This window comes from Haloarcula sp. JP-L23, assembly GCF_011602445.1.
In the GTDB taxonomy this organism is placed as follows: Archaea; Halobacteriota; Halobacteria; order Halobacteriales; family Haloarculaceae; genus Haloarcula; species Haloarcula pellucida.
On sequence record NZ_CP050014.1, the window covers coordinates 2379119 to 2405520 of the forward strand.

Sequence of the window (26402 nt, forward strand, 5' to 3'; positions counted from 1 at the left end):
CCGTGCTGGAGACACGGCGTCGCACCCGTTTTCCGAACGAGTGGACCCCCGAGGGAGCGTCGCGTCAGCCGTAACTGCAAAGTTATTCCGGAGTAACTTAGTTATTGTGGGGACCCTAAGGTTTCCACAGTAACAAATGTATGGGATATGAGGCTTTAAGCACGAGTCGGGACGAGGAAGCGTATGGACGACACGGGCGAGTCGGAGAACTCCGGGGGTCGAAAGCCCGTGGTGTCTGACAAACAGATTCTCGAACTGTTCATCGAGGCCGACGACCCAGTTGTCTCGGCGCCAGAGTTGGCAGATGAATTGCCTATCAGTAAAACGGCAGTTTACAAGCGACTCCGCGACCTCGATGAAAGGGGCCTCATTGATTCCAAAAAGTTCGGTCAGGGGAAGGCGTGGTGGATTACGGAAGACGGGAAGGAATTCGTCAAGTCCTCGTAAGCCAGATGGGACGCGAGTTCGCGACCGCGCTCCGCCGCGTCTGACCCGGCTGCTACGTTTTTCAAGAGTGACTGTGGGTATCGAAACAGGCCGTCGGCCCTTCACTTGCCATCCACCCACACCCTCACAACCCCACCCTGCCGACGGCCGTTTTCCTATGACGCTCACGCGTTGCCCTCCGGCTCGAAGTTGAGCAGCAGGTGTTCGGTCGTCTCGTTCGCTGAGCCCGATTTGCCGCTGTTGATGTGATTCTTCCCGTCGCGAGCGAGAACATGTAGCTCGTCGGCGCCGTCGGGCAGGTCCTGATACGAACAAAGAACGTGACCGTCGAGGTCGGCCAGCGCGTCGACGAACTCACTGTGTGTGATGTCGCTCGCCGGGTAGTAGTCCTCGGTGCCGACGTACGGTGGGTCGAAGTAGAACACAGTCTCCGCGTCGTCGTACTTGTCGACGAGGTCGCGCCAGTGCAGGTTCTCGACGACGACATCGCTGAATCGGTCAGCGAACGTTCTGAGACGGTCGAGCTTGTTCGAGAAACTGACCGCCCGACTGGACACTTTACTCGTAGCGAAGCCGTTGAACGAGTCGTAGCCGCCGCCCCACTGCGTGTATCGGAGGTAGAAGAACTGGCCGGCTCGCTTGAGGTCGTCTTTCGGCCGATAACCACGATAGTACGCTTTGGCCCAGTCGCTGTGTACCGCCCGCGAATACGGGACGCTGGATAACCACTCGACCAGTTCGCCGGGTCGTTCACGCAGTACCTCGAAGAAGTGTACGAGGTCCTCGTCGAGATCGTTGTAGACTTCCACCGTGCTCGTGTCCGGGTCCTTGTTGGCGAGCACGCCAGCCGCGCCGCCGAACCCTTCGACGAAACACCGATGCTCCGGCACGAGGTCCAGAATCCACGACGCCAGCCGGCTCTTGCCGCCGGGGAACGGAAACACCGCATCCGGCATGCTCAGACCGACACCTCCTCGATACCGAATCCGTGGAGCGATTCGACCAACCACTCGGGGATGTCCGGGTCGGCCGCGAGGTCGTCGGCGACGTCCGTCGTCTCGATGAGCGTCGCGACGGCCTCGTCGTCGATGCCGAACTCCAGCGCTCCTCGCGCTCGACCTCAATAACCGCGCCGTGGTCGGGTCGTCGTGGTAGAAATACGCCTTCGCCTCTTTGTCGTCGACTTTCTCGCGCTCGATGCGGTCAGGGGTCTGACTGCGTGCCATATCCGACGCGATGATACGGCTGACTAAAGCGCTGAGGCGGCGCGTGGGTAAAAGTCGCATTTCGACTATCCAGACACGTAATTCGGTGTGACAAGCCAGATTTCCAGTGCCTCAGCCGATGGGTAAATGATGGGTGAAAGTGGGTAAAAGAACCCCCTCTGGCGATTCTACGAGTGGGTAAAAGTCGCGACCGACCGGTAGCACCGGTTTCGGGTCGACCCCTCAGACTCGATGAGTTCGTAGCGTTCGAGGTGCCGGAGATACCGACTCCGCGACGATTGGGATTTCGGTGAGTCTGCCCGGTTCTCGTATCGAGCGTGAAGCGTTCCGCCGTCGATTTCGCCTGCCTCGTCGATGATTCGAAACAGGAGCCGTTGATGTGTCCCCAGGGACCGGACACGTCGTTGGTGGATGTCCTGTTCGGCATCATCTACGACTGCGTTGACAACCTCTGAAGTCAATTCACGCATCTCGTTTTGTTCGACGTAGACCGCTGCCCTCCGGAGTAGTGCAATACCCTCGCGAGCGTCACCAGCTGCGAGGTCGGCGATGTGTTCGACAGCACCGTCTGCAACGCGAGAAGATATCAGACCGTGGACGATACGGGCGTCGAGAATGTCGACCAGTTCTGAGTGACTGTACTTTTCTAGCCGGATGGTCGCAGCGCTTTGCATCCGTGATGCTGCGGCTTGGTTCAGCGAGTTCAGCCACTCCGTTTCAGCAGTCGTGATACAGATGAGTGAGACGTTCGGGACTTCGTACAGTGCCAGCAGTGGTTCTTCATCCAGCACGGCAACCTCATCGAGGACAGCGATGAACTGCTCGTCGCGGTCCCGAAGACGTCGGATGACCGTCGACGTCGGTGTCCCCTCCGACCGGAGGTCCGCGCCGACGCCGACCTCTCGGGCGAAGGCGTGGACGACCGCTCCAGCGGAGTTGTCTCGGAGGCAGTTGACGTAACCCCACCGGAGGTCCAACATCTCGCGTTCGAGCTGGCCAAGCGTGTACTTCGCGATGGTCGTCTTGCCAGCCCCGGAGGGACCGAAGATACAGATATCCTCAGCGTATTCGAGTGATGGGGGCGCAAGTATCGACGAGAGGTGGTCTATGTGACCCTCGCGGTGATGGAGGTCACGAGGCACGAACTCCGGCCGAAGCGCTCTGGCGTCGGTAATCATTACAGTCCAACTGGTTATCAGATACGGACTAAAAAGGCGAGCCACGTCCGGAGTGAAAGTGAAAGTGGAGTGAGCCTGCTACTCAGACCAGCGAACGGTAAGAGGCTGTGAAGCCATAGGATTGTGGTCCCAGACGACCGAGAGACTGCTTGCGCTGGCAGAATCAGGGACCTGAAACACAATCCAGCCGCTGTCGGATTGCCCTGCCTCAATTGATGCGAAGCCACGGTCGTAGGTCCCCCCGCTAACAGGGTACTGAATACTTGCATCGAACGGCGTGTCGAACGCGCTATAGCTACTGGAGTTTACCTCTGCCCGTAGTGCGTCAGCGATTGGGACGGCAGCACTCGACTCAGTACTGGCTTCGGCGTCGATACGGACCAGCGCGAACTGCTGGTTACTGCCAGCTCTGTCAGCATCCCTATACCGACCCTCGTATTCAAGTCTGTCACTAAACCTCGGAGGAGATATCGTGACTGAGGCACCCTCTGGCGTCTTGATAGACTTGCCGAAGGATCGAACTGGAATCAGATAGTTGACTGTCGTCTTCGCCAGTTGATTCTCTGTGCCGGCACGAACGAGCCGGAAGTTAGCACTGTCGGGGCTGTCGGACGGATACTCAACGTCGATGTTTTCCGCGACTGTCTCACCGGCTGGCACCTCGAAATTCACAGGGATGTCCGTACGCAAGATATCCGAGACGATTCTGGCGTTCACCTGTCCTGTCTGTCCGCCTGTGTTCTCTGCCTGAACGCTGAGAGATATTGTGCGGTACTTCTCTGGTTTTGACGGGCCGTTGAATCCAGCGATACTGACGTTCGGGAGGTCCTCAGGCGACAGTTTGGCCGACCACGATGAAGATGCGGCGGTATTCGGCGAACTCCACGAGACAACTGCGCTGCTGGTATCTCGTGAGACCTCGTAGGCAAGCCATCCCTCGGAAACGACACCCGGCCGTGCATCCGAAGTACCACTATACGATTTACCCGAGACAGGCTCAGTGATGTCTGAGCCGAGTACCATCGGCTGCCGCTGCTGGTCTCCAACGATTGCGACAATGTCGGTCGCGGTTGGGTGACTCGTCGCTTCACCGCCGACAGTTTCGGCACGGAAATGGGCGAGAAGGTAGGCAGTACCGTCGACACTCCGGTACGTACGTGGCTCAGTCACGAACCTGCTGGCGAGGCGTGCGTCGGTGACGGTAACCTTCAACCCGTCGAGTTTCGACGACGAACCGACTGGCTGGCTACCTTTCGATGCTTTCGAGACAGGTGTAGTACCACTTCCAGAACTGTTCTGGTCGGAGAGTGCACCGGTCGAACAACCGGCCACTGAGGCCGTCGCGCCGACTGAGAGAAGGATTTCCCGTCGATTCACAGATATTTCTGTGTGCGAATGGTAATTAATTGAATGGTAATTACATCTCTTGAACCACGTTCCTGAATCGTAAATAACGACTTGTCCCAAAAGTCATGAATTGGTCAGTACAGGGGAACGACCTAACACTCCTGTTCACAATCAACCTGAATTTTGAAAAGGGCTCCGTGCTAAATACGGAGCCTTTGTTCAGTAGATCACAATTAGCGCATCTTCAGTCGCCAGTAACCCCCTCGACCTCACTGGCGTTCGCGATCTCTATCCCGCCTGAGAGTTCTGTATTGGGATACGGCATATCAATCCCTTCGCTATCGAAGCGCTGCTTGACCGCCTCGACGAACTGTGCACGTATTGCCCCGTAGCTACTCTCGTTCGGGTCGATCCAGATCCGCCCCTGGAGCACGACAGCCGAGTCACCGAGTCCTGTGACGGGTGCCGTGGGTACGGGCTCTTCAAGAACGTCGTCAATGTGTGTCCCCTCGTCGATGATGGCATCCCGTGCTTGGTCGATATCGTCGTCGTACCCGATACCGAAGTCAACCGATACCCGGCGTTGATCGTTCTCCACGTTATTGATCACCGCTGCATTAGCGAGATCGCTGTTCGGAACGGTGATCATTTGATTGTCGAACGTGTCCAGTTTCGTCACCCGCAGTTCGATGTCTCGAACCACGCCGCTGTTCCCGTCCCACTCGATCCAGTCACCAACCGTGAACGGTTCATCCTGAATGATGAACACGCCGGCGACAAAGTTGGCGATGAGATCTTGGGCAGCGAAGCCAACGGCGAGCGCAAGCGCACCGGCAAGGGTTGCAAACGCAGCCAGAACAACCCCGAAACCGGCAACCGTAGCGGCCAGCGCCACCGCCACGACGGCGACGACCACTCCGGTCGTGCTTACCGCCAGACCAACAAGCGTCTCGTCGAAGTCCCGATGCCTGAGACTACGTTCCACCGCTCGGGTCATGAAATACTTCCCGAGCAAGTAAATGACGACGAACACGACGATGAATAACACGACCGTCGTGGCCGCACTGACGAGTGGTGGCACGTACTGCTGTGGGTCGAGCGGGACCCCTTGTTGGAGTGGTATCATACCACATACCAGTGCTTCCGGCGACCTATTAAAGACTCGCCAGGTCAGGAGTACTGACACAGGATCGGAGTAGAGAACGGCACTGGTCGGGACACTCAACGCTAAGTATGCACATCTACTGAGTGGAGTATGCACTCAGACCACGCTGGAACGAAAGTGGTTCTGTAGTAACGGTTTGTCCAATAAGCCGCTATTCGTCAGGGGAGTCCTTATTGTACGACTTGTCAGCCTGGTTGCTTTCAGCTCTTTCTGCTTCTTCAGCGTCGGCCCACACCTCTGGTCCCACTTCGAGATGGTGCAGATCGCGTTCAAGCCGTTCAATGTGGGTGTCCAACTCATCAGCGGAGAGTGTGCTGAGGTACCGATATTCTGGATCTAACGGAGGGTGGACCCCTCCACGCCCCTCTTGCTGGCGTTTTTTGCGGATCAATTCTTCTTTTGTAGCACGTAATTCATCGGTGAGTGACTTTTTCTCATTCATTATGTACACCAGCACTGCACGTGAATACCCTGGCGGCTCCTGCTGAGAGCGAGGGATCGCAGTGCTGTGCTATTCAGATGGGCGAATCGGTCTCGGTGTGGTGGGGTTAAATCGAGATGACTATCTCATTTCCAGCGTTGATACGCCTGCTGGACGTTCTTGATGACGGATTCTCTGGCATCCTCCAGCTCATTGGAGTCACTATCTTGGTCAGCGATAAAGTAAGAGACGCCATCATCACCGGATTCGTAGCACCGCACACACCGCTCCATTTCACCGTTATTACCCCGGTAATAAAGGAAAAACTCTCCCTTTCTGAACCGGATTTCTGCAATTTTTCTTCTGGTGTCAGCAACCTCAAATGTAAGAATGTCTTTCTTGTTTCTTCGGTTATACCCACGTTCGAAGTTGGCAATGTCTTCGATATCTCTCAGTACTTTATCTAAATCATCTCTAAGCTGTTCGTTCAGGAAGGCTGAAAGCTTTTCAATATCCGTCCCGGGGTCTATCTCCAACTCAAGACGAAGCACATCGTTGAACGTGTCAACACCATACTTGCTTTTGAGAGCCTGTAACTGCTCATGAACGAGCTCATCTGTTTTGATGGTTTTTTCTGCCATAGTTTACCAACTACACGCAAATACATTGGGTGTATCTGAGTATACTCGATTCTATATAGTGTATAGTAATAAGGTTTTCCCAAATTAGTTATTCATTGACAATAGGCTAACCAGGGAGTAACGGTAGTAAGTCGCTCAACAGAGGAGACGCAGAGAATGACTCAGTAATAACGACTTGTTCTAAAAGTCGTAACAGACACACAGATTTTCACTCGGTACACGGGGTGTCCCCGGCTCGATCACGCCGACCACAGACACTATAGTAACGGAAACTTAAGGAATCGTAATGCGAATCGAAGCCACCGCAGGGAACGAACACAAAGTCTGGCTCACCGACAGCGAGATCGAGGACCTTCGCCGGGCGACCACCAGCCAGCGCGACGACCTCATTATCCAACTCGGCGCGTTCGTCGGCCTGCGCGCCTTCGAAATCCCACAGGTTCGGCCCGTCGACGTCAAAGCAACCGAGAGCGACCAGTACCGCCTCCGCGTTCGCTCGGGGAAAGACACGTCGGGCAACGGCGGGAAGCCACGCGACGCCTACCTCCCCGACAGCGTCGAGCGCGATCTCCAGCGCTACCAGAACGAACACAACATCGCGCCGAAAGACGCCTACGTCGACCTGACACAGCCGGGCGTCCGGGCCGTGGTCCGCCGGACCGCGAAGCGGGCGGCGGACGAGACCGGCGACGCCGACTTCGAGAAGGTGAGCACGCACGATCTCCGCCGCCGGTTCGCCCAGCGGCTCCTCGTCGACCAGCAGATGAACCCGCGCGTGGTGATGGCCGTCGGCGGCTGGGAGAGCTTCGCCGCTATCGAGCCGTATCTGAACGCCCCGAGTGAGGAGGTCATCGACGACGCGTTCGCCGACGTCGGGCTGTAGTATCGGACGGTCTATCGCTGTTACCGGTCACAGGTCCACCTCGATGTAATCGACGTGATGGAACGATTCCGAGATGTACTCGGCTATCTCGTCTCGGTCGGTCTTCTCTGGGTCGTACTCAATCATGATTTCGTCCGTCGCCGTTCGAGAGCCGGCGGTCATAGAATCACCCTATGTGCGACGAACGACGCAACGATCGCCGTCAGCGCGACACCGGCGGCCCTCACTGTCGCGTAGACAGCTGCCTGACCGCGACACTCCCAGCCCCACATACACGGTTGAAGGCTGACAGCTACCACGCCGGCGATGAACACAGCAGAAAGGACTGATAGCGTGATATACCAGTCTTTTCGAGTCATTGAATCCATCCGATTCGTTCCAGAATTGGTCATGCTATCAACTCCTGGCACTCCGGACAGCGCCACAGATCCAACCCAGTCCCGAAGACCTCTCGCTCGTAGTCATCCATGTGACTCCGCTCGCCGCACTCGGGACACTCGTATCCCATGACAGTACTTTCGAGAGCCCCAAACACGGCGTCCGCGAGTTTCGTCAGCGGCCGTCTCATCTGATTCTCGGACACTACCGTAGCACCTCGAAATCGCCATCCTGTACGATTCGGTTAGGCCGCCAATCTGCCGGCACCTCGCTCTCGTCTGCGACCGGGCTTTTCGATTTGACGACGAGTTCACCATCCCCGGCTCGGGCTGTTTCCTCAATTCGATACCACGTATCATCTGACTCGCGGTATGCGTAGGGTGGGGCCGTCATTCAGAACCCTCCGAGTTTCCGACGGTTTCGGAGTCCTCGTCTTTGTACTCGCGGTACGTCTCTCGCACCCAGCGGGATCGACGCGGGAGACACTGAGCGACGTCGTAAGGGGAGAGATCGTGAATCTCCACGAGATGAACGACCAGCATTCCGAGCTCATCCTCGTCGAGACCGCCAGTGTCCTCGCTCGTGAATATCTCTGTCAGCGTGGTCATGCAGAACCGTCCGCTTGTTCGTCGTTCTCTGACGCCGCACCGTGACCGGTCACGTGCTCGGCCAACTCCGGTGAGGGCATCGTCTCCCCGCAGATCGGGCACCACGCCATGTATTTCCCAGCAGCACCGCGCCCAGATTCCTCGCTCGCAGAGGGTTTTCGGTCAGTCATCATTCGCCCTGCTGTCGCCCGAACGCGTCCTCGTTGAGCACGCGCTCGGCGGCGATGCGCTTGATGAACTCACACTCGGACAGTTCGGGCACGTCGCCGTCACACACGCGAACGACGTAGGCGCGCTCGCCCAGGCGGTCGACGGTCAGATGCGCGTCCACTGGGTCGCCGTCGTCGTCGAGGAGTTCGTCACGATCGAGAAAGTCTTTCGGCACCGTCACCATGCCGGACCCACTGTGGTTCTGGAGTTGCTGCATAGTGGGTGAGAACTCTCTAAATTAATAACATTAGCTTCTGTGTGGACGCTGGGCAATCGCTGGTGCACTTTCGGTATACTTCGAGGTAACTAATCCCCATCTCAACGGCGGGTATATGGGTAGAGCCACGGGTTAGCGGGCAACCCGCGGTCGAACCGCGGGCCTGTACCCCTACCCATGACCGACCACACGTCCGGCGGCGACGAACCGCCGGACAGCGCGGCCGAGACCGCGAATCGACCGTACCGAACCGAGTGGCGAAACGTCGACGAGCGACGGCGCGAGCGAGCCCGCCGCGAGGCGGCCGGCGCCAGCCGCGACCTCGCCGCCGAACTCCTCGCGGGTGGCACATGAGCCTCGGTAACCGCGTGGCCGACGGGCTGGTGGGCACCGGCTTCGTCGCAGTAGGTGCCGGCTTCGCCTCCTCAGCAATCTCGACCACCGACCCGGGCGTCCTTGCCATGTCCGCCGGCCTCGTCCTGATGGCGATGGGTGTCGGTGGCGCGTTCATCGCCGACGCCGTCCACGGCGAGGACAGCAGCGACCAGGAAGACCATCCTGCAGCGATGGAGGGTGGCACATGAACGACCGCGCCACGCTGGTCCATCTGGCCGGCTACGCGACGATCGCCTCGATCCTCGCGACGGCGAACTGGGCTGGCCTGTCGGCGGTGCTGCTGGCACTCCCGCTCGTGCTGGGGACGCTCTGGTTTGCCGGCCGACAGGGCGCCCGAAGCGCCGTCGACCGAGCGAAAGCCGATATGGACCAGCCAGCGCCGTCGCCGTCGACGGCGACCGATGGCGGCACCGACCAGACAACCACGGGTAGCGGCCGGAACCGCCCAGAACACGAATGAGACGCACAATACTCGCCGTATTTCTCACCCTGACCGTTATCGCATCGCCCATCGCTGGGACCGCCACCGCGGCGCCCGGCCTGAACTTCAACTCGGACAAATCGCCGAACCCGACCGCCGTCGAGGACGAACTCGTCATCGACGAGTGGGATAACTCGGAGATGTCCTCAGCGACACAGTACTACAACGACTCCGGTGAGTTAACCGAACTCCCGGCGACGGTCAACCAGTCCCAGGACACGCCCGTCGGCGTTCGCTTCGACCAGATCGACGCCGATGCCTACCACTTGTTTCCGCGCATTGACGGGGAGAGCGAGAACTCCGCGAACTGGACCGTCGCATCGGACTGGACCACATCCTCCGGATCGAACTCGGGGATGACCGTCTCTGACGCTGACGCCGACGGCGTGGACAAGCTGCAGTTCGCGGCTACCGTCGCGAGTGGCGAAACGGCCACGGCGACGTACGCCGACAACGTGTCCATCGATTCGGACCCCAACAAGCGCGTGCTGACGACGGTCCTCAACGTCGACACGCTCTCGGGGACTGCCGAGATTCGCGCTGTCGACGGTGACGGCGATTACCGGTACGCCGAAATCAACGGCTCGGCCGACGCGTCCGCTGACGATATCGCTGCCAACGGCACTGGCAACGGTATCGTGTTCGCCGAGAAGCTCTCGAACCTCCCGCTGGCCGGCAGTGGTGACGGCAGCTTCGACGGCATCCAGAAGGTCGAAATCGTCGGCGTCGACAACGACGTGACGGTCACCGTCGCCGGGCTCGATCTGGACAAGAAGAGCGAGGCCAACCTCGCGGAGATCGAGCGTGACACTGACGGTGACGGCGACCTCGAAACGACGACGGTCACGAACTACTACGAGGGCGGCGTCGCGAACATCACCGGCCTGGACACGCTCGGCAGCATCTACGACAACGCAGTCATCAATGACCTGCACGTCTACGACGTCCAGTACCAGCTCTCGGACATCACCGACGAGGACGAATACTCGACGAACTTCTCGTCGGCGGACGACTACAACTACCCGCAGAAGCTCGAACTGTACGCCGACATGGAAGTGCCGTCGGCTATCGACCTGATCCACGGCTCGATCACCCTGGAGTTCGAACAGGGCCTCGTCGAGTCGCGCTACGCCATCGCTGAGGTGGCGACCGGCGCTGACACGACCGAGGCGTTCGGCAACCTCACCGACGACGGTAGCTACTCCAGCGTGACGGACACGCTCGGATCGCAGGGGTCGACGGCGACCTTCGTCGCGTCGGCATCCGCTGACACGAACTACCGTGTCCACATGGTCATCCTCTACCAGGACGAGGAGATCGACACGATCCAGGCGACCGGGATCGGCGGCCCGACCGGGACGTCCGGCGGCGGGTTCTTCAGCAGCATCTGGGCACAAGTCGCCGGCATCGGCGTTGCCATTCTGAGCGCTGTCGGCCTGAAACGGAAGTTCGGAGGGTCCTGATCGTGTCGGCTGGTGGGCCACGAGTCCGGAGTCTGTTCGACCGGGCAGCCGACGCGGGGAGCATCGGCGCCGTCCTCTTCCAGGGGATCGGCGCGGTGTTGTTCGCGTTCGGCGCGGCGCTCGCCAGCGGCATCTTCACGCTGGCGGACGTGTTCATCGTCCCGACACAGGCGTTCATCGCCGCCGCGGGCGACCTCATCAACGCCGTCTTCGGCGGCGCGGCCCAGATCATCAACTTCGGGGCTATCGCCAGCGCACTCTCGATCGGGCCGGGCGGTCGGTTCGCCAGCCCGCTGTCGTTCGTCTTCGCGTTCGTCATCGTCCTGTTGGCGTTCTACGTCCTGCTGGCGTACATCAGCGAGGAAGACACGACGAACTTCTTCCCACTCATCGGGACTGGTTGGGACGTGCCGACGCCGGGCTGGACCGACAGCGAGGAGGAAGACGAGGGATAGCATGGTCGAAATCAGCGACTACATCGCCGAGAACGGCGTCTCGATACGCTGGGGGCGTCTGCTGACCGTCATCTTCGGGGCGGGCGTGTTCGCGTACTTTCAAGGCACCATCTCGGCGTTCCTGTCGCTGGTCAACGTCCCGTTAGAATTGCTGTCCGGCCTCACCGAGTTCGCTGCGACGGCGGTCGGCGTCGTCTACGACCTGCCGGCGGTCGTCATCAACCGCGGGTTCGCGGCGGCTGTTCCGTACGTCGCCGACGCCGGACTCGCGGGGTACGTCGTGGCGCTGACCATCGTGCTGGCGACGCTGTATCCGATAGCGTGGGTGGTGTCTCGTGTCCGCTGACGACGGCGAGACGCTGTTCACGCTCCGGGTGCCGAAGAGCGTCGCACAGACGCTGTTTCGGTTCGCCACGAATCCGGTGGCGTTCGTCGGGTCGATCATCTCGGCGTACATCATCAACGCGGTGCTGAACGTCGGCGCCTTCGGCGTGAACACGATTCTGGCGATGTTCGGCGTCGTCGCCGGCACGTTCGACGTCATCCGAGTGACGCTCATCAACGTGTTCGGCACGCTCGGTGTCGACCTCCTCGGTGCGTACTCGGCGGTCCAGCAGGCGGTTACGGGGGTAATAGCCAGCGCTGGATGGGCCGCACCGATACTCGCAGTCGGGTTCACTGCCGTACTCGTGTACCTCGGCTGGGAGCTGCTGAAACGGCTGCCGTCGATCGCCTGGAAGCTGTACATGCTGATTCCCGGGACCTGACCATGAAACGACTCAAGAACCTACTGCTGCACCCGCTGACGACGCTCGCCGTCGTCGTGAGTGCCGTCGGCCAACTCAGCATCGGCTGGATCGAGCCGGCGTGGGCACTCATCTCGACGACGTCGCCGTACTGGTTCCCGGCGATCGCGACGACGGCGACGACGCTCCTACCCGAGATCGGCTACGGGTCGGAGGGCACGACGCTGCTGGTCGCCGCCGCCATCGTGTTCGTCGGCGTCCAGGTGGACCGCCTCGTCGACCGGGTGCAGACCTTTCTCGACAACAGATGATACGAAATCCACACACTGACCAGTCGTCTCGACGCCCTGCTTCGAGCAGGCGAACCAACAGCAGACCGGGAGGTGACCGATAGTGCCAACGATGGATCCGGTGGCCGGCATCGGCGCGTTCGTCGCCATCCTCGGCACAGTGTTCCTCCTCCGGTTCGCAGTCGCGTACGCCCGGAGTGAGGACCTCAGCGTCTCGTGGGACCGAACCACGCAGTGGGTGACGGCCATCGCGATGGCTGTCGGCGGCGCCGTGATGATGGGCCTCGTCCAGTTCGGCGACCTCGTCGGCATGGCTATCGAGTTCATCGTCAGTCACCCGTACTTCGTCTCGAACTTCGCCGTCGGTGGCCTCGGCGCTGGTGCCATCTCCGGCGTGTTCACGCTCACCGTGTCGCAGTACGTCGGTATCGCGCTGGCGATCATCGGCCTCGTGTTCATCGTCGTGGAGGTGGACGAGTATGTCTGACCTCGTCGACGTCGACAGCGTCCGGCTGTCGGACCTGTCGCTGGAGGGCTGGTTCGGACTCGGACTCATCACCGTCGGCCTCGTCGTAATCGGTCAGACGGCTGTCGAGTGGGACATGTTCGGCGACAACCCGGTAGCCGGTCTCGCAGTCGGCGGATTCCTCGCGGTTTTCGGCGCCTTCATGGCCTACGAAAACGGCCGACCGGAGTGCGACGAGACGTGCGACGCGTGCGGCGAGCACATCCGGTCGCAGTCGAGCCGTGACGGGCTCAGTGAGTTCGTCGAGGTCCGCGCGTCGGGGACGCCACGCCGCGCCCGTCTCGGTCCGCTGTCGGTCGTCACGGAGCGGAATACGGGCAGATGGGTCTACTGTTCGGGCAAGTGTGCCGCCGCCGACGCCGAGAGCCGCGTCCTCGTCAGCCACGTCGAGACCGAAGCCGTGCGTGCGGCGGAGGTAGACGATGCAACCTAAGGGCGGCCCTGGCGGGGCGCCGACACTCCCCGACGCCGTCCCGAGCGGCGTCCAGAACCTGCTGGACGGGATCTTCAACTGGGGCGGCGACGCTGGCCGGGCGTTCGGCGAGTTCGTGAACGGCCTCGCACAGGATATCGGTGGCGGCCCGGCGATCATCATCGAGCACGGAGCCGAAGTGACGGCACAGTCCGTGTCGACCGCTCTCGACGTCGGGGTGGTGGTTGCATGACGGGGAAATACGGCTCGTTGGTGGCCTACATCCGTGCTTATCAGCAGTACGGCGGGACACCACCGATTCCGGAGTTCAGCGACGTCAAGCGGGGCGACCCGCGTCCGAAATGGCACTGGCGAGCGCTGTTCATCCCGACGGCGCTCATCGCACTGCTGCCGGTAGCTGTCATCGGGTCGGAAATGAGCGCCCCAATCACGACGCCAGGTGTTGCGGCGCTCGGACTCGCGTGGATCGGGATGGTGAATGTCGTTGCGATGATGCTGACACAGCCGTTCTCGGACTGGTGGCGAGACGTGCCCCGGTACGGGCTGGCGACCGTCGACTCCACAGCCGACACACAGGAGGCAGCGACATGACCGCGCCGTACTCGCTGGCGACACTCACCCACCCACAGGTCGCACCGGAAGCGGTCGCGACACTCACCAGTCTCGGAGCGGCGGCATACATCGGCGCGGCGACCGCGTCGGCGGGCCAGTATGCGCTGGCCGGCTTCGCTGTCCTCGCAGTGCTGGGCCTGCTGGTGGCGTTGAAACGGGTCGACAGACGTGCCCGCATGGTGGAGGACCTCAGCAAGCGATGAAGCGAGCGTCCATCGCGCTGCTGGCGCTGGTCGGCCTGCTGGTCCTCTCGCCGATCGTCGGTGCCGTCGACGCCCAACAGGTCGGGAACGAGACGGCCGGGAACGCCAGCGCCACCGACGACTCCGACCTCACACTCGACGACCTCACGAAGACTGGCCCGCGACAGGCCAACTCCCCACCGAGCGTTCGGATGGGACAGGACCAGTTCTTCTGGGTCGTCTACTGGCCAGCTAACAATCCGTTCGCCGACCCCGGTTCGACCGACGGCGGCGAGTACCTGCCGCCGGGTCACACGGTCGGCCGGAACGCCGTCTATCTCCGCACCTGGACCTACGGCGACCAGCAGGAGACAGTCCACGTCGCGTACTGGGAGAAAGGCCAGAAGACGGTCCAGCGCGGCAATACGACCACGACGGTCCCGATCGCGAAGAACGTCACCCACGTCACGCACGACGTCACGTTCGAGAGAGGCAGGCCCACCGTCAAGATCCCGCTCCGCCAGCACGACGAGGCAGTCCGCGTGACGATGTGGATCGAGGGCAAGGAATACGCGCGATGGGCCAACTTCGGACACAAGAGCATCGCCACCACGCAGTCAGTGGACATCAACAGCGCCGGTGACTACATCGCGAGCGTCATCGTCGATTTCCTGCTGATAATCGTCATCGGCGGGTTCGCCGTCGGCTGGCTCTGTAAGAAGGGGCTGGACATAGCGGGCAGTGGGCCAGGCTACGGCTATCTGCCGTGGATCATCGCCCTCTCGCTGGGGACTGGCCTCGGTGGCCTGCTCTTCTACGAGGGCGTGGCGTCGCTCGTCGTGAACGCCCAGTATGTCGTCTCACTGTACGTCGTGGGGCTGTTTGCGATCATCCTCCTCGAAACGTACACGAGCAACGTCAGCAAGGCAGTGTTCTTCCGCCCCACACTCGAACACGCCGAGAGCCCGACCCGTGAGGGGCAGAACTCCTACGACATCATCGATGGCGAGATGGATGTGGAGAAGATCGTCCGAACCGAGCACGGCGTCGCAGTCGTGAAATCGGGTCTGTTCCCCTTCCTCGCCCGCGTCTTCGGCAAGAGCGCTCGACTCGCGAACGTCGAACAACTCCGGACACGCGTGCCGCTGAAAGATGATTCGAAGTGGGACGAGATGTTCGTCGTCGACCCAGAGAGCGAGAAACTGCTGTTCTACGAGCCAGAACACTGGACACTCGACTGGCCGCCGCTGGACCGCGACCACGGCGGTGAGTGGCTGGCTATCGTGGGTGCTGTCGCCCTGGCTGTCGGGTCAGTACACTACGGGCTGGCGTCGTTCTGGCCGGTCGTTACGGTGACGATCACGGGTCTCCTCGTGTGGCTGGCGACGCCCGTCGACGGGAAGGCAGCGGTCCGTCCGGCACCGATGCATCTCCGCTCGGCGTTCGGGACGATGGTCCAGTTCGCGGAAGACGTCGACGACGCGAAGCACCTCGAAGAGGTCAAAGACCAACTCGACCGCGAACGCGTCCGCAAGCAACGCGCAATCGACGAGAAGGTCGCCGACCACGACCGCACGCTCATCGAGGAGTCTTACGATCCCGACGGCGAGGTGCCGGCGGCGATCCGGAACGACGACACCGACGAGAGCGTGACCGATCACCGCCGCGACGCGGCGAACGGCTCGCTGGCTTCCGATGGGGGTGACGACGATGAGTGACACGCAGGACTCGTCGTACACGCCCGCATTGGTCACGCTCAAGACGAACGTACGCGACCGCGCCGACGAACTCCGGACCGGCCTCCGCTCGGAAGACCGCGTGCTGGAGTGGCTACAGGAGATGACGGTCCGGACGCTCGGTCGTCTCGACCAGCGGATGTACGCTGACATGGCTCGTCAGTTTCGCGGCCGACAGGGTCTCCTGCTGGCCGCGATGCTCCGACCGTCGGAACGCCGTGGACCGATGCGCGACCTCGACGAAGCGGTTGCGAAGGACGTTCGCGAGCGCATCCTCGTCACCCACGTCCAGCCGGCCCACCGCAACGCGTTCCGGAAACTCCGGAACGACGTGACCGAATACGTCGAATCTGCTGACGAGGGTGACACGCACGACCCACGCCAGCAGAAGCACATCGGGATGCGGCCCGGGCTGACGGAACTCGACCAGCTGCAACAGTCGGTGCTGGCCGAGTTACTCGATGGCCTCGACGACAGTGCGGCAGTTATCGACTGGAGTAGCGACGTGCTGGACGCCACGCACGGCGAACTCGGCGCAGAGTGGGGTAGGCGCGTCTACCAGGAGGGCGCGACCGTCGACGTGCTGACCGGCGACAGGCCGGAGCACGAGCGGTCGCGGCGGCTCTTCGCGGCCACGCACCTCCTCCCGAAGTTCAGAGCCGGCGTCCGCGTGCGCATCGGCCGGGCTGGCGAGCTGCCCGAGAAAGGCGCTGGAAACGACAGGGAGCAACCTGATTGGTGATGAGTCAGATACCACCCGAGAACGCAGAGTCACAGGCGATCGGCGAACAGATACTCCCAGAGAAAGCGGACTCACAGGCCCAGATCCGGGAGCAGTTACGCACACTCACAGAGCCACACACGACGTCGTGTCAGGCGCTCGGCGACCCGTCGGCGCAGAACCACAACGACGGCGAGGACATCCACAAGCGGTTCGGGAAAAAGCCGCTCCACCGCTATCTCCACGACGCCGAGGGCGTCCCCATGTCCATCGCCCAGCATCCCGAGGCGTTCGTCGACGCCCTCGTCTACACGGACGAACGCGATCTCGAACTCCTGCGGGCGCTGGCCGGGAAGGTCGACTACCACCCGGACAACTCCCGACTCTCTCACGAGGCACTGGAGCGCTACCCGCCGTATCGGGCGAAAGTCTTCGAGTGGATCGCCGACAAGCCGAGTCGCGTTAATCGGATCGGCGCGGTGAAGGGGACAGACATGTTCATCCACGGCGAGCCCGGCGGCGGCAAGACGACGCTGGCGCTCTCGATGGTGATGTGGCGGATGCAGGTCAACAACGAGACCTGCATCTGGGCCGAGTCCGTCGACGAGTCGGGGACGAACGAACGGACCGAATGGCTGGCACTCGCGCCGTACGCGACGCTCGCCATTCCCGAGGGGATGAACACGCGCGTCCGGATCGTACCCGAGGCCCACGGCGTCGACGAGTTCGAGGTCACGCCGGAGGACATCGCACGAGACGTCATCCGCTACGAGTCGGTGCAGGACTTGATGAGCCAGCTGCTGCCCGGCCAGTTCTACGTCGTCTTCCCCGACCCGCTGCACCGGGGCTGTCGCGACGTCTCGAAGTTCAACTTCTTCGACTACCGGATGACGACGCCCGTCGACGAGGACGGGCCGACGAAACCGACCGACGCGGATCACTGGTGGTTCGCGTTCGTCGCCCACCGGATCACGGGCGACGTGTTCGTGCATCCGACGTTCGTCAACCTCGACGAAGCGGGGAACATCCTCGACGCCGACGCCGAGAAGGACGCACACGAACACTATGACAAGATCAAATGGTTCAGGAACAAGTACGCCGACGCCCGGAAAAAGGGTCTCTCGTTCTCCTACCAGGCGCACGCACTGAGTGAAGTCCATCGGTTCGCTCGCCAGAAAATCCGCTGGCGGCTGACGATGAACGGCAACTCGCCGCCACTGGGCCGGACGCTACCCGGCGACCGCTCCTGTCCGCTGAACGAGGACCTGACCTCGGACATGGACACTGGCGAAGGGATGCCGTGGAAGGCGCCGAACTTCGCGAAGCTCAAGTGGCCGAACATGAAGGGCGATGCCCGGCTGGACGCGGAGGTCAGCATCGACTTCTTGAACTGGCAGGAGGCGGTCGGCAGTGTTTGAGCAAATCGCTGTCCGCTCAGAAATTTTTAAAAAATCTGAGCGAACGGGGGGCAAGGGTCGAAAAACGAAATCGGGGTCGAGAGTGGCTCTCGCTCCGGCCGAGATTTCGGCTTCGCACGCGCGCGTTACTCCGATAGGACACGAGCGGCCCCCCGGGGGTACGCGCACACAGTACTGCGGAGGTGCGCTCGCGTGATGGCCGCCGTCGTCTACGAACTCGTTCGCGCCCTCCTCGAACTGCTGGCGAGTCACGTCGGCGTCGAGGGCGTCGCCATCGGCGGACTGGCGGCGGTCGTCGTCGGCCTGTGGTACCTGCGGGAGGCCGCCGACGCGTTCGTCGTGCTCGCTCGGTACTCGCGAGTGGCGTCGCTCATCGGGTTCGTCGTGCTGGTGCTGGCGGTCGTCGGGACGTGGGGCGGCGCCGTCGACCTCGCAAGTGCGTGGTCGGCGGTTGGACAGTTCGTCAAACGAGTTGCGGAGGTGCTACACTGAAATGATAGACAAGGATCGGATACGGAGGCATAGTCGCGGATTGCTCCGCGTGGCGATGATGGCGCTCGTAGTGGTGAGTGCTGTCACAGTGCCGGTCGGCGACACCTCGCCCGTCGGAGAGGCGAGAGCGGCGTCTGGGCCGGAGTTCTGCGAGACGTTCGACTACGAGGCTGCTGATAGCGGCCTCCCGGATAATTGGGGGAACTGGTCAACGTACTCGGCCTCGACGCTGGAAGTGACGGAAACCAGCGGGAACGGCGGGACGCAAGCGTTTCACGGCGTCGAGTCCAGCGGGAGCAACAACATCCATATTGTCCCATCTGAGCAGCCGTTTTCGTCGAACACATCTGACGAAATCACCGCGACGTATCGCGTCGAGAATCTGTCGGGAGATAGTGAGGAGTCGTTAGCGAAGTTCATTCTCGACGAAGGGTCGAACCGCGTCATCACGGTCGAACTCCAAGAAGATGGGCTGTACTACACGGACAGTAGTTTCACCAGCAACAAAGTCACTGGCGAAGTCGGCGCTGGCGAGTGGGTGACGGTGACTGCGTCGGATATGGACCCAGCCAACAACACGTTCACGCTCTCGTGGGAAACGCCGTCGACGTCCGGCAGCAGTTCCGGGCTGGATATGTACGGCGATATGACGAACGGGTACGACAAGTCGAAGTTCACAATCAACGGCGAGGCGTTCGTCGACGACGTCGGTATCTCGTGTAACACCGTCTCGGGGACCGTCACGGACCCGTCGGGGTCGACGACCAGCGCGGCGAACATCGAAGTGATGGACTCGAACGGCAGTGTGGCGAAAACGGGCGTCGAGTCTGGCGGTACGTACTCGGTGATCGTGCCGAACGGGAACTACACGGTCAAGGCGACGTCGAGCGAGTACGACTCAAAGAGTCAGACGTTCGATAACCTCACGAGCGACAAAACGGTAGACTTCCGGTTCGGGTTCAAAATGCAGTTTACACTTGACGACCGGACGAACGCGACGCTGTTCAGCGGTGAGGACCCGCGGCTCATCGTCGAGCGGCCGGACGGGAGACTCACGACGACGTCGTTCAACCACAACGAGATAGCCTACGTCTGGATGGCTGACTCCAAATCCTACAATCTGACCGTCGTGAGCGACTATCCGGCATTGTGGGACTTCTACGGGTTCATCGCCGTCTCGGACATTCGGGAGGCTCCACTTGTGATGGACTCGGAACTCTGGGACGAGACAAGTTCGCTCGGAACGCCGACCGACGGCGAGACGACGCCGACGCTGGACGAGCGGCTGGACGTTCGGTTTCAGGAACTCGAATCGTCGATAAGCGGCGACGGGACAGCCGTGACCGTCTCGTCACCGGAACCGGTCGAACGCGTCGAGTACGTCGTTCGTGACGAGAACGGAACAGCGGTCTACAACGGCACGCGAGAGTTCGACGAACCGACGCGGTACTGGCAGGGTCAACTCTCGGATAACGTTACGAACAACGCGTCGGACCTCGAAAATCCGACGCTGGACTACTCCGGGACGTTCGCGAACGGGACGGCGTTCAACGGGACGTCGGAACTGACGTTTTCCGACTCGTTCGGCGGCATCGGCGGCCCGACCGTCACGGGCGGCGGTGGCGGGACGGCGTCGACCATCGCAGGCGTGGGCCTGCTGGCCTGCGGTGCTGTGCTGGCGTACCGGCGCTTCGGGTCGGGCAACATCGGCCAGACGGTGAGTAACCTCGTCGGGAGGGGCCGCTGATGGCGAACGGCACCGTGTTCGCGAAGCTCGCGACCGCGATGTTGGTTGCGGCGCTACCCGTCGCACTCGTCGGAAATCTCCTCGTGGACGGGCTGGCGCCGGTCGTGATCGGCGTCGCCCTCGCAGTGGGCGGACTCGGCATGATCGTGCTGGATTCGGTCGCCGCGCCGACGCCGGGGAAACTGCTGTGGGTCCTCGGTGTGGGGCTGATAATCGCACCCGTCGCAGCGGGGAACGTCCCGCTATTGCCGGCAGAGGTGCCCGCCGAGACGATCGTCGCCGGCCTCGTCGTGCTGGTCGTCGCCTACGCCCAGCGTGTTCGGGAGGTCGACGTGCCATGACCAACGATGCGGATCTCCTCCGCGATCTCGAACGAAATCCGCCGATGTGGCGTTTCGGTCTCGTGCTACTCACAGGGGCTGTTACCGGGTCAATTGCGACGCTCGCATCCGTTGCGATCACCGTCGTCGTGCTGGCCGAACTCGGGATGGCGGTCCCAACTACCGGCGTGTCCGCTGCCCGCGTCGTCTGGCTCGCCTACTGCCTCGCCGTCGGGTTCGTCGGCATGCACTACGGCGGTTTCCCAGTCGCCGAACGCCTCTGGCTGACGCCGGCCGAACGGAGGGCCGCCGAGTGAACGCTCGCCGCATCGCGCTCTCAGTCCTAGTCGTGATCGGCGTGTTCGCCGTCGTGCTGACGGCTCGGTACGCCGTCTACGGCTGTTTCGCCGACCGCTTCGGCCGGTGCATCGAGTGGTGGATGATTCGAGACTACCCGCTGGGACTCCTCGCTGCTGCCGTCGCCGGGTTGCTCATGGGTGCGTGGCGGGCACGAGGTGAGGCAGCGTGAGCGCCTACGAAATCCCGCTCGTCGCGTGTGTGCGATGCGCGGCCGATCTCGACTGGCGCTAAATCTCAGACAAGAGTAGAAAAGTCTGACCTCAGAGCTAAAGCGGATTGGGTTAGTCTTTCTGAAGCAACACTCGTCGGATGTTGTGGAAAAGGATATATTGACTGACTCCACCCATCACATTAGGGCAGAGTGTTTGAAGAACAATACTCAGGGCAAGAAGCCCCTCAGAGACGGCGGAGTTCCCGCTTAAGCTTTCGCTCAAGCCGGCGCTGTTCACGCTTCATCTCGCGTTCAGCCTTGCGCTCCGCTTTCCGTGCCTCTCGTTTGGCTTCTCGTTCTGCACGACGTTGGAGCCGTCGTGCTTTGGCCTTGTAGTTCGTCATCTCTTCTCACCTCCTGCCCCCGGCAATACCGGCAACACCGGTTTGGAACAGTTCGTTCTTGTCCGGTGTCATTGTAGGACTTATACACAGTAACGGTGGTGAGTATAAATACCCTCGCCCACCACGGTGAAAGTGAAAAGTCCGGAATACCAGCGCTTTAGTCACCCTGATGGACGAATGCAGATTCGACAATCGCCTAGTCAACCCAATTTCAACTGGAGATTTTAATGACGAGTTCTGGACACATATGGAGAACTGGTTTCTATGAAATGTTGGTAGAATCGGAGCATGCTATCTCTCGATGCCGACGACCTTCAGCGGGTCAACGGTATCGGCGACAAGAAAGACGAGCAGCTTTTGGACGAGTTATAGCAGGTGAATAGAAACACCCACAAATAGATGGGTTCATGGTATTTCAATTGAATTGGGTGTTCAATAGGCCTGCGTACTGACTGCTGATGCTTCTTTCAGAAACGGTTGCTGGTCAGTGTCGCATGCAGCGTATCTCGAGTTGTTCTTTTGTTTGTCATGTATTCTCGTGTACCACCCGCTCTGACTACGGCGGCATCCAGAGAATCCAGGTTACCGCTCGAAATTCCAGCCGTTTTCAGAGTAATACGGCGATCCATCCGACCAGCGAGCACCTCGCCACACACGGTCGAACGTGCGTTTCATCACTTTCCCAGTCGCATCATCAACGTCCTCAACGGTGTACGGCTTTGCCTCGATATCCTCCTGCCGGAACTCCTTCGGCCCGGTCCTGTTGAAGCCACCGTCTCTTTTCGTGGCGAATGAGTATCCTCTCACGGAGAGGACTGACAGACCGACCTCATACGGTCCGTCCAGCCCCAGTTCTTTGAGTGCTTCTCGACCGTATTCGTAGGCATCGCCAAGAAGTTTCTCGAATTTTACCCCACCGATGGTCTTCTCCTCCTCGTTCCCGATGAACGCGTCGACCGCTTCGACCCACCCCTCGGCATCGACGTATATGTAGGCTGAGTCAGGCTCGTGCATGTCCCCACCGGGAGCGTACGTCACTCTCCCGTCCAACGTGTTCTCGGAGGAGATGGCGCAATATCTCCCAGGAATCGTAGGCGTCGGTAGTTCGTCGTGACTGAACTCGGTGTCGCTGGCAACTGCCTCGTGAGGGACGAGGTGCAGAACAGCGACCGGACCGTTCTTAACCGACCGAGGGAGTTCGTCGACTCGTCGGCGAACCAATCGGAGTCGTTCGCCGATGAGATGAGCCGCCTTCTCTGAGGGGTCCTCGTCGCGAGCGATTCGCAAGTACTTCTTCCGGAGGTCCTGATGATTGTTGTCTAATTCCGATCGGAGCCGCTCGCCGTCCCAGATATCTATCTCCCAACCGTACTCATCGACGAAGCGCTGTGCTACATCTGGAATCGGCTTCTGGTTCCCCGTGATGATGTGGTTCGTGACGTAGACAAAGGTATCGTAGTCGCGATCGTGGTCGGCTGCTTTCCCGAGGTCCTTCTTCAACTTTTTTCGCCATTTCTTGTCGCGGCTAACGTGGACGATGGTGTTCGTGCCGCTCGCTCCGTTGAGAAGCAGTCCGTCCTTCCCTCCATCTTTCCCACGGCCGCCTTGTGGGTCGACGCCATGATATCGATCGGTCCTGGTGAGCAAGTCGATGGCTAGCCTCTCCAAAGGGCCGCCATCAATCTCGGAAAGTCGATAGTCCGTGTGACTGGTCATAACTCTCGTAGTCTGTCCAGATATTTAATCCAACCGCTGGTACTTGAGAACAATTTTTACAGATCTGCCAACACCTCCGTTTCGAGTGCTTCAAGTGGAGTCTGCGGTAGCGGGGCGGGGTGTATTTTTGCGCCCCGCAGGGGTGCATTTACCACTCCGTCGAGTGTTTCGTGTGCTGTGCGGATGCGGTAGCGGTGTTTTTTCGCTGATGTGCCCTTATGTACAGGAGGACATTTTGATGCACGAGAATCCCTCATTCTGGTGCAGACCGTAGTTTAATACTAAGCTATCTGGACTGTAACAACCGTTTGGTACATCTGCTTATTGATCCAACGCGTCCTGTCTAGGTTATCGTTATCACGATAATGGCAATCCCGGCGGTGCCGGCGAGGATGCCGACCGCCTGGGCGAGCTGCCGGCCCCACGCGACGGTTCGTTCGAGCGACAGGACCACCGCGATGAGCGCCATCCAGACGATGTTCATCGACCCCACGACAACCATGAACACGAACAGCGCCCAACAGCACCCGATGCAAAAAATGCTGTACTCCCAGCTCATCCGGATGGCCCCACGAACCCCCGGCCGATGGTGGCTAAAGAGGAAGCCCATCGGCGATTGACAATACCGCAAACACCGGTGTTTATACGGGGAAAGCTGGTAGCCCGCCAAGAGCAGGAGCGTCCCGCCCACCAAGAGGCCGCCGTGGGCGTTCGCGAGGACTGCGATCGGCACCACGGCGTTGACGACGAGTGGAACGACCCCCACTAGCGTCCACACGAGTGCGTACGTCCCCATAACCGCTCCGACCCGCGTGGCTTTGCCCGTCTTCGTCGTTCCGTCGAGTGTCTTGTAGTACAGCCGGAAGAACGGCACCGATGACGGATACATCATCGCGGTCATCATTACTCCCCACATAATCAGATAGAGGCCAATACCGGTCAGCCCGTTCGCGAGCGCCATCGCCTCCGGCACCCCGGGATCGGACATCCGCACGTTTGTCCCTCCTGCTATCGGGAGCCAGCGGCTAATAATCGCCACCCAGGCGAGCAGCGCAATCACGTACGTGACAAGCGCGACAGTCGGGAGGCGGCGGAGGTCGAACCGGTCTCGGAACGAGTCACGGGTGGACATGACCGATCGGACGGAGATCTGCTCTACCGTTATCAGGCGTTTGCTAGCTTGAAATCACAGAGAAACGCGTTATTCTCCGAGACGTCCCACGAGAACTCGTCGTTGTAGGAGACGGTGGCGGTGGTGGACTTGCCAGTCTTCATCTCCGTGCTCTCATTGAACGGATGCGGCGCGACCGTCCCGAGATCCTCGTTGAAGCCGCGTTTCCCGACCACATCCATGGAGACGCTGTCGCCGATTTCGACCGAAAACTCCGCGCCATCCCCGGTGAACGAGAACGGGGCGGTTGCGACCTCGGCGCTTTCGACGTGCGTATCGGCGGCAGCGGCGAAGATGCCGCCGGCCCGACCGAGGTAGATATCTTCGAGGGCGGCCTGTTGGTCGTCGTCGGCCTCCTCGTCAATGAGGAGCACCACGTGCCACGCGGTGTCCGGATCTAACAGGACGCCCTCCTCGCCGCGGGCGATCAGCGCCGCGTGGAGTCCGCTCAAATCGATATCACCGTACTGGCCGTCCGTGATATGCCAGGCACTCGAGAATATACAGCGGTTCTCGTCGGGGGGCTCCATCCAGAGACACTGACACGCAACGTCACAGTTGCACGCTTCCACGTAGTCGCCCGTGATGGTCCAGTCTTCTGTCATGGTGTTCTCCCCAACCCACCCATCTACACCGTGTGAAGCAACCCGGCCTCAATGCAGGTTGGAGTATAATGTTTCGAGCATATATGTATAATGTTACCGATTAACACGCTTGTTTCCCGGTTTGTGCGAGATACGCGTCCTGTACTGACCAGGGGCAGTACCATGAAATTCAGTGCCCGAGAAGCGTGTGTTCTAGTGCAATCTCGCTCGGTTTGATCTCCTCTGGCCCTTGGTTTCACGGAAAGACTAGATGTTTTGCAATAGAACTGAGGAACGAGTGCATGAGGCTGAAGGACTGGAACATCAGTCAGATTCCCTTTTTTTCATCGACCCCTCCTTCCTCAAGGGTAGTATCGAAAACGTTCTCGGAGAATAACTCTTGACTCGCCTCAGAAGAAGAGATGCCCTTATTTTTCGCCACTACAATAGCGAGAAATGGTCGGTACATTGACTGACCTGCTTCTAATTTCCCAATATCGTCTTTGAAAGACCGATCCAATATTCTATCTAAATACAACTCATAGAATCTCTGGTCTAGTCTCCGTATAAATCTGAACATGGTTAGTGCTGAAAGGATTTTCACACCATTTGACATAGCCCGGTTCCATGTATCCATGGCCAATAGCCGTTTAGGGCTCTCATTGGGACTGGGAGTTTTGAACAAAACCGTGTTGAGCGCGGTTAGGCGGGCTGCGACTGCTAAGGCGAGTCCAAACGAAAGAAACGTAGCTAACACCTTTGGACCGATTGAAAAATAACCAACCGCTGCAAGTGTAAAGCCAAATAACGCTTCACCATCTGATAGTTGCCGACCAGCAGTCTCAGATGACGATTGAATTTCTTGGACGAGCTCATGAGGGGATTGCTCTATTTCGTATTCCTCTTGTTCAAGGTGCGCTATCCCTCGTTGAATGAACTCTTCTCGCCGTTCCTCAACAAAATTGGAGCCGGGATATCTGTTGAAGAGCCACTCATATGACAAGGTAAACGGAAAGAGTTTCCCGAATATTCTCACTATTGAAGCAAAAAACGAGAGTAGATAACTCACAACCACCGCTATAATCTCAATTAAATCCAAAAATGCCGTCCAAGCAGACCCTCTGAAGGAGGCGAATGCGATGTACAAAAAGAGAATCATGAGCCCGAACAGAACTGTCAAAACGATATGGTGGAATGTCATGGTTTATACTACAAGGTCTCTATCCAAAAATATCTAGAAAAGCGTCCATCATGTTTCCCTTCCCGACTGGTGTCGT

38 protein-coding genes are annotated in these 26402 nt (G+C 60.1%); 23 read left to right on the forward strand and 15 right to left on the reverse strand.

Annotated elements, in window-relative coordinates; all coding sequences use genetic code 11:
* Positions 1-183: 183 nt before the first annotated feature.
* A complete protein-coding gene (locus tag G9465_RS12230; protein ID WP_166970352.1) occupies positions 184-447 on the forward strand; it encodes a helix-turn-helix domain-containing protein in 264 nt (87 codons plus the stop codon).
* Between the two features lie 164 nt (positions 448-611).
* Here the strand turns inward: G9465_RS12230 and G9465_RS12235 are convergent, their stop codons facing one another.
* The 6 genes from G9465_RS12235 to G9465_RS12260 form a co-directional block, all read right to left on the reverse strand.
* Positions 612-1403, reverse strand: a complete 792-nt coding sequence (locus tag G9465_RS12235; protein WP_166970354.1) for a DNA adenine methylase — start codon at positions 1401-1403, stop codon at positions 612-614.
* A gap of 437 nt (positions 1404-1840) precedes the next feature.
* Complete coding sequence (locus tag G9465_RS12240) at positions 1841-2851, reverse strand: Cdc6/Cdc18 family protein (RefSeq protein ID WP_166970356.1); 1011 nt, start codon at positions 2849-2851, stop codon at positions 1841-1843.
* A gap of 78 nt (positions 2852-2929) precedes the next feature.
* Complete coding sequence (locus G9465_RS12245) at positions 2930-4228, reverse strand: hypothetical protein (protein ID WP_166970358.1); 1299 nt, start codon at positions 4226-4228, stop codon at positions 2930-2932.
* 214 nt (positions 4229-4442) lie between these two features.
* A complete protein-coding gene (locus tag G9465_RS12250; protein WP_166970360.1) occupies positions 4443-5324 on the reverse strand; it encodes a mechanosensitive ion channel family protein in 882 nt (293 codons plus the stop codon).
* A 190-nt stretch (positions 5325-5514) separates the two neighbouring features.
* Positions 5515-5805 carry a hypothetical protein gene (locus tag G9465_RS12255; protein WP_193571703.1) on the reverse strand — a complete coding sequence of 97 codons (291 nt, stop codon included), beginning with the start codon at positions 5803-5805 and terminating at the stop codon, positions 5515-5517.
* A 125-nt stretch (positions 5806-5930) separates the two neighbouring features.
* Positions 5931-6425: a hypothetical protein gene (locus tag G9465_RS12260; RefSeq protein ID WP_166970362.1), complete on the reverse strand. Its 495-nt coding sequence runs from the start codon at positions 6423-6425 to the stop codon at positions 5931-5933.
* Positions 6426-6711: 286 nt separating this feature from the next.
* On the opposite strand from G9465_RS12260, the gene G9465_RS12265 reads away from it, so the two are divergent.
* Positions 6712-7308 (forward strand): site-specific integrase, encoded by a 597-nt coding sequence (locus G9465_RS12265; protein WP_166970364.1) that lies wholly within the window; start codon positions 6712-6714, stop codon positions 7306-7308.
* Between the two features lie 27 nt (positions 7309-7335).
* On the opposite strand, the gene G9465_RS26095 is transcribed toward G9465_RS12265, so the two are convergent.
* From G9465_RS26095 to G9465_RS12280, 4 genes are all read right to left on the reverse strand, one after another.
* Complete coding sequence (locus tag G9465_RS26095) at positions 7336-7470, reverse strand: hypothetical protein (RefSeq protein WP_255491943.1); 135 nt, start codon at positions 7468-7470, stop codon at positions 7336-7338.
* A 226-nt stretch (positions 7471-7696) separates the two neighbouring features.
* Positions 7697-7891, reverse strand: a complete 195-nt coding sequence (locus G9465_RS12270; protein WP_166970366.1) for a hypothetical protein — start codon at positions 7889-7891, stop codon at positions 7697-7699.
* Positions 7892-8075: 184 nt separating this feature from the next.
* Positions 8076-8294, reverse strand: coding sequence for a hypothetical protein (locus G9465_RS12275; protein WP_166970368.1), 219 nt, complete (start codon positions 8292-8294; stop codon positions 8076-8078).
* Positions 8295-8463: 169 nt separating this feature from the next.
* Positions 8464-8721, reverse strand: a complete 258-nt coding sequence (locus G9465_RS12280; RefSeq protein WP_166970370.1) for a hypothetical protein — start codon at positions 8719-8721, stop codon at positions 8464-8466.
* Between the two features lie 177 nt (positions 8722-8898).
* On the opposite strand from G9465_RS12280, the gene G9465_RS12285 reads away from it, so the two are divergent.
* The 21 genes from G9465_RS12285 to G9465_RS12385 all read left to right on the forward strand — a co-directional run bounded on the left by G9465_RS12285 (position 8899) and on the right by G9465_RS12385 (position 21268).
* The gene (locus G9465_RS12285; RefSeq protein ID WP_166970372.1) at positions 8899-9075 is read left to right on the forward strand and encodes a hypothetical protein; all 177 of its coding nucleotides are present in this window, start codon (positions 8899-8901) and stop codon (positions 9073-9075) included.
* Positions 9072-9305 (forward strand): hypothetical protein, encoded by a 234-nt coding sequence (locus G9465_RS12290; RefSeq protein ID WP_166970374.1) that lies wholly within the window; start codon positions 9072-9074, stop codon positions 9303-9305. Before G9465_RS12285 ends, G9465_RS12290 begins: the two co-directional genes overlap by 4 nt.
* Entirely contained in the window at positions 9302-9577 is a 276-nt protein-coding gene (locus tag G9465_RS12295; protein ID WP_166970376.1) for a hypothetical protein, read from the forward strand. Before G9465_RS12290 ends, G9465_RS12295 begins: the two co-directional genes overlap by 4 nt.
* Positions 9574-11061 (forward strand): hypothetical protein, encoded by a 1488-nt coding sequence (locus G9465_RS12300; RefSeq protein ID WP_166970378.1) that lies wholly within the window; start codon positions 9574-9576, stop codon positions 11059-11061. Before G9465_RS12295 ends, G9465_RS12300 begins: the two co-directional genes overlap by 4 nt.
* A 2-nt stretch (positions 11062-11063) precedes the next feature.
* Positions 11064-11516 (forward strand): hypothetical protein, encoded by a 453-nt coding sequence (locus G9465_RS12305; protein WP_166970379.1) that lies wholly within the window; start codon positions 11064-11066, stop codon positions 11514-11516.
* 1 nt (position 11517) lies between these two features.
* Positions 11518-11862 (forward strand): hypothetical protein, encoded by a 345-nt coding sequence (locus G9465_RS12310; protein WP_166970381.1) that lies wholly within the window; start codon positions 11518-11520, stop codon positions 11860-11862.
* Complete coding sequence (locus G9465_RS12315; RefSeq protein ID WP_166970383.1) at positions 11852-12283, forward strand: hypothetical protein; 432 nt, start codon at positions 11852-11854, stop codon at positions 12281-12283. The genes G9465_RS12310 and G9465_RS12315 overlap by 11 nt, the downstream gene beginning before the upstream one ends.
* Positions 12284-12285: 2 nt before the next feature.
* Positions 12286-12573 carry a hypothetical protein gene (locus tag G9465_RS12320; protein ID WP_166970385.1) on the forward strand — a complete coding sequence of 96 codons (288 nt, stop codon included), beginning with the start codon at positions 12286-12288 and terminating at the stop codon, positions 12571-12573.
* An 82-nt stretch (positions 12574-12655) separates the two neighbouring features.
* Positions 12656-13039, forward strand: a complete 384-nt coding sequence (locus tag G9465_RS12325; protein ID WP_166970387.1) for a hypothetical protein — start codon at positions 12656-12658, stop codon at positions 13037-13039.
* On the forward strand, positions 13032-13511 hold the full coding sequence (locus G9465_RS12330) for a hypothetical protein (RefSeq protein ID WP_166970389.1): 480 nt from the start codon (positions 13032-13034) through the stop codon (positions 13509-13511). Before G9465_RS12325 ends, G9465_RS12330 begins: the two co-directional genes overlap by 8 nt.
* Complete coding sequence (locus tag G9465_RS12335) at positions 13501-13743, forward strand: hypothetical protein (protein WP_166970391.1); 243 nt, start codon at positions 13501-13503, stop codon at positions 13741-13743. Before G9465_RS12330 ends, G9465_RS12335 begins: the two co-directional genes overlap by 11 nt.
* Positions 13740-14102, forward strand: a complete 363-nt coding sequence (locus G9465_RS12340; protein ID WP_166970393.1) for a hypothetical protein — start codon at positions 13740-13742, stop codon at positions 14100-14102. The genes G9465_RS12335 and G9465_RS12340 overlap by 4 nt, the downstream gene beginning before the upstream one ends.
* Positions 14099-14326, forward strand: a complete 228-nt coding sequence (locus tag G9465_RS12345) for a hypothetical protein (RefSeq protein ID WP_166970395.1) — start codon at positions 14099-14101, stop codon at positions 14324-14326. The genes G9465_RS12340 and G9465_RS12345 overlap by 4 nt, the downstream gene beginning before the upstream one ends.
* The gene (locus tag G9465_RS12350; protein ID WP_166970397.1) at positions 14323-16023 is read left to right on the forward strand and encodes a hypothetical protein; all 1701 of its coding nucleotides are present in this window, start codon (positions 14323-14325) and stop codon (positions 16021-16023) included. The genes G9465_RS12345 and G9465_RS12350 overlap by 4 nt, the downstream gene beginning before the upstream one ends.
* Entirely contained in the window at positions 16016-16783 is a 768-nt protein-coding gene (locus G9465_RS12355; protein WP_166970399.1) for a hypothetical protein, read from the forward strand. Before G9465_RS12350 ends, G9465_RS12355 begins: the two co-directional genes overlap by 8 nt.
* On the forward strand, positions 16783-18180 hold the full coding sequence (locus G9465_RS12360; RefSeq protein WP_166970401.1) for a hypothetical protein: 1398 nt from the start codon (positions 16783-16785) through the stop codon (positions 18178-18180). Before G9465_RS12355 ends, G9465_RS12360 begins: the two co-directional genes overlap by 1 nt.
* A gap of 195 nt (positions 18181-18375) precedes the next feature.
* A complete protein-coding gene (locus tag G9465_RS12365) occupies positions 18376-18672 on the forward strand; it encodes a hypothetical protein (protein WP_166970403.1) in 297 nt (98 codons plus the stop codon).
* A gap of 1 nt (position 18673) precedes the next feature.
* Positions 18674-20419, forward strand: coding sequence for a carboxypeptidase-like regulatory domain-containing protein (locus G9465_RS12370; protein WP_166970406.1), 1746 nt, complete (start codon positions 18674-18676; stop codon positions 20417-20419).
* The gene (locus G9465_RS12375; protein WP_166970408.1) at positions 20419-20760 is read left to right on the forward strand and encodes a hypothetical protein; all 342 of its coding nucleotides are present in this window, start codon (positions 20419-20421) and stop codon (positions 20758-20760) included. The genes G9465_RS12370 and G9465_RS12375 overlap by 1 nt, the downstream gene beginning before the upstream one ends.
* A complete protein-coding gene (locus G9465_RS12380; protein WP_166970410.1) occupies positions 20757-21056 on the forward strand; it encodes a hypothetical protein in 300 nt (99 codons plus the stop codon). Before G9465_RS12375 ends, G9465_RS12380 begins: the two co-directional genes overlap by 4 nt.
* A complete protein-coding gene (locus G9465_RS12385; protein ID WP_166970412.1) occupies positions 21053-21268 on the forward strand; it encodes a hypothetical protein in 216 nt (71 codons plus the stop codon). The genes G9465_RS12380 and G9465_RS12385 overlap by 4 nt, the downstream gene beginning before the upstream one ends.
* Positions 21269-21495: 227 nt before the next feature.
* Here G9465_RS12385 and G9465_RS12390 read toward each other — a convergent pair whose 3' ends face one another.
* The 5 genes from G9465_RS12390 to G9465_RS12410 all read right to left on the reverse strand — a co-directional run bounded on the left by G9465_RS12390 (position 21496) and on the right by G9465_RS12410 (position 26326).
* A complete protein-coding gene (locus G9465_RS12390; RefSeq protein ID WP_166970418.1) occupies positions 21496-21654 on the reverse strand; it encodes a DUF1682 domain-containing protein in 159 nt (52 codons plus the stop codon).
* 582 nt (positions 21655-22236) lie between these two features.
* Positions 22237-23370: a hypothetical protein gene (locus G9465_RS12395; protein WP_166970419.1), complete on the reverse strand. Its 1134-nt coding sequence runs from the start codon at positions 23368-23370 to the stop codon at positions 22237-22239.
* Between the two features lie 343 nt (positions 23371-23713).
* The gene (locus G9465_RS12400) at positions 23714-24502 is read right to left on the reverse strand and encodes a DUF2182 domain-containing protein (protein ID WP_166970420.1); all 789 of its coding nucleotides are present in this window, start codon (positions 24500-24502) and stop codon (positions 23714-23716) included.
* A gap of 32 nt (positions 24503-24534) precedes the next feature.
* Positions 24535-25146 carry a DUF1326 domain-containing protein gene (locus G9465_RS12405; RefSeq protein ID WP_166970421.1) on the reverse strand — a complete coding sequence of 204 codons (612 nt, stop codon included), beginning with the start codon at positions 25144-25146 and terminating at the stop codon, positions 24535-24537.
* A 307-nt stretch (positions 25147-25453) separates the two neighbouring features.
* The gene (locus G9465_RS12410) at positions 25454-26326 is read right to left on the reverse strand and encodes a hypothetical protein (protein ID WP_166970422.1); all 873 of its coding nucleotides are present in this window, start codon (positions 26324-26326) and stop codon (positions 25454-25456) included.
* Positions 26327-26402 lie beyond the last annotated feature (76 nt).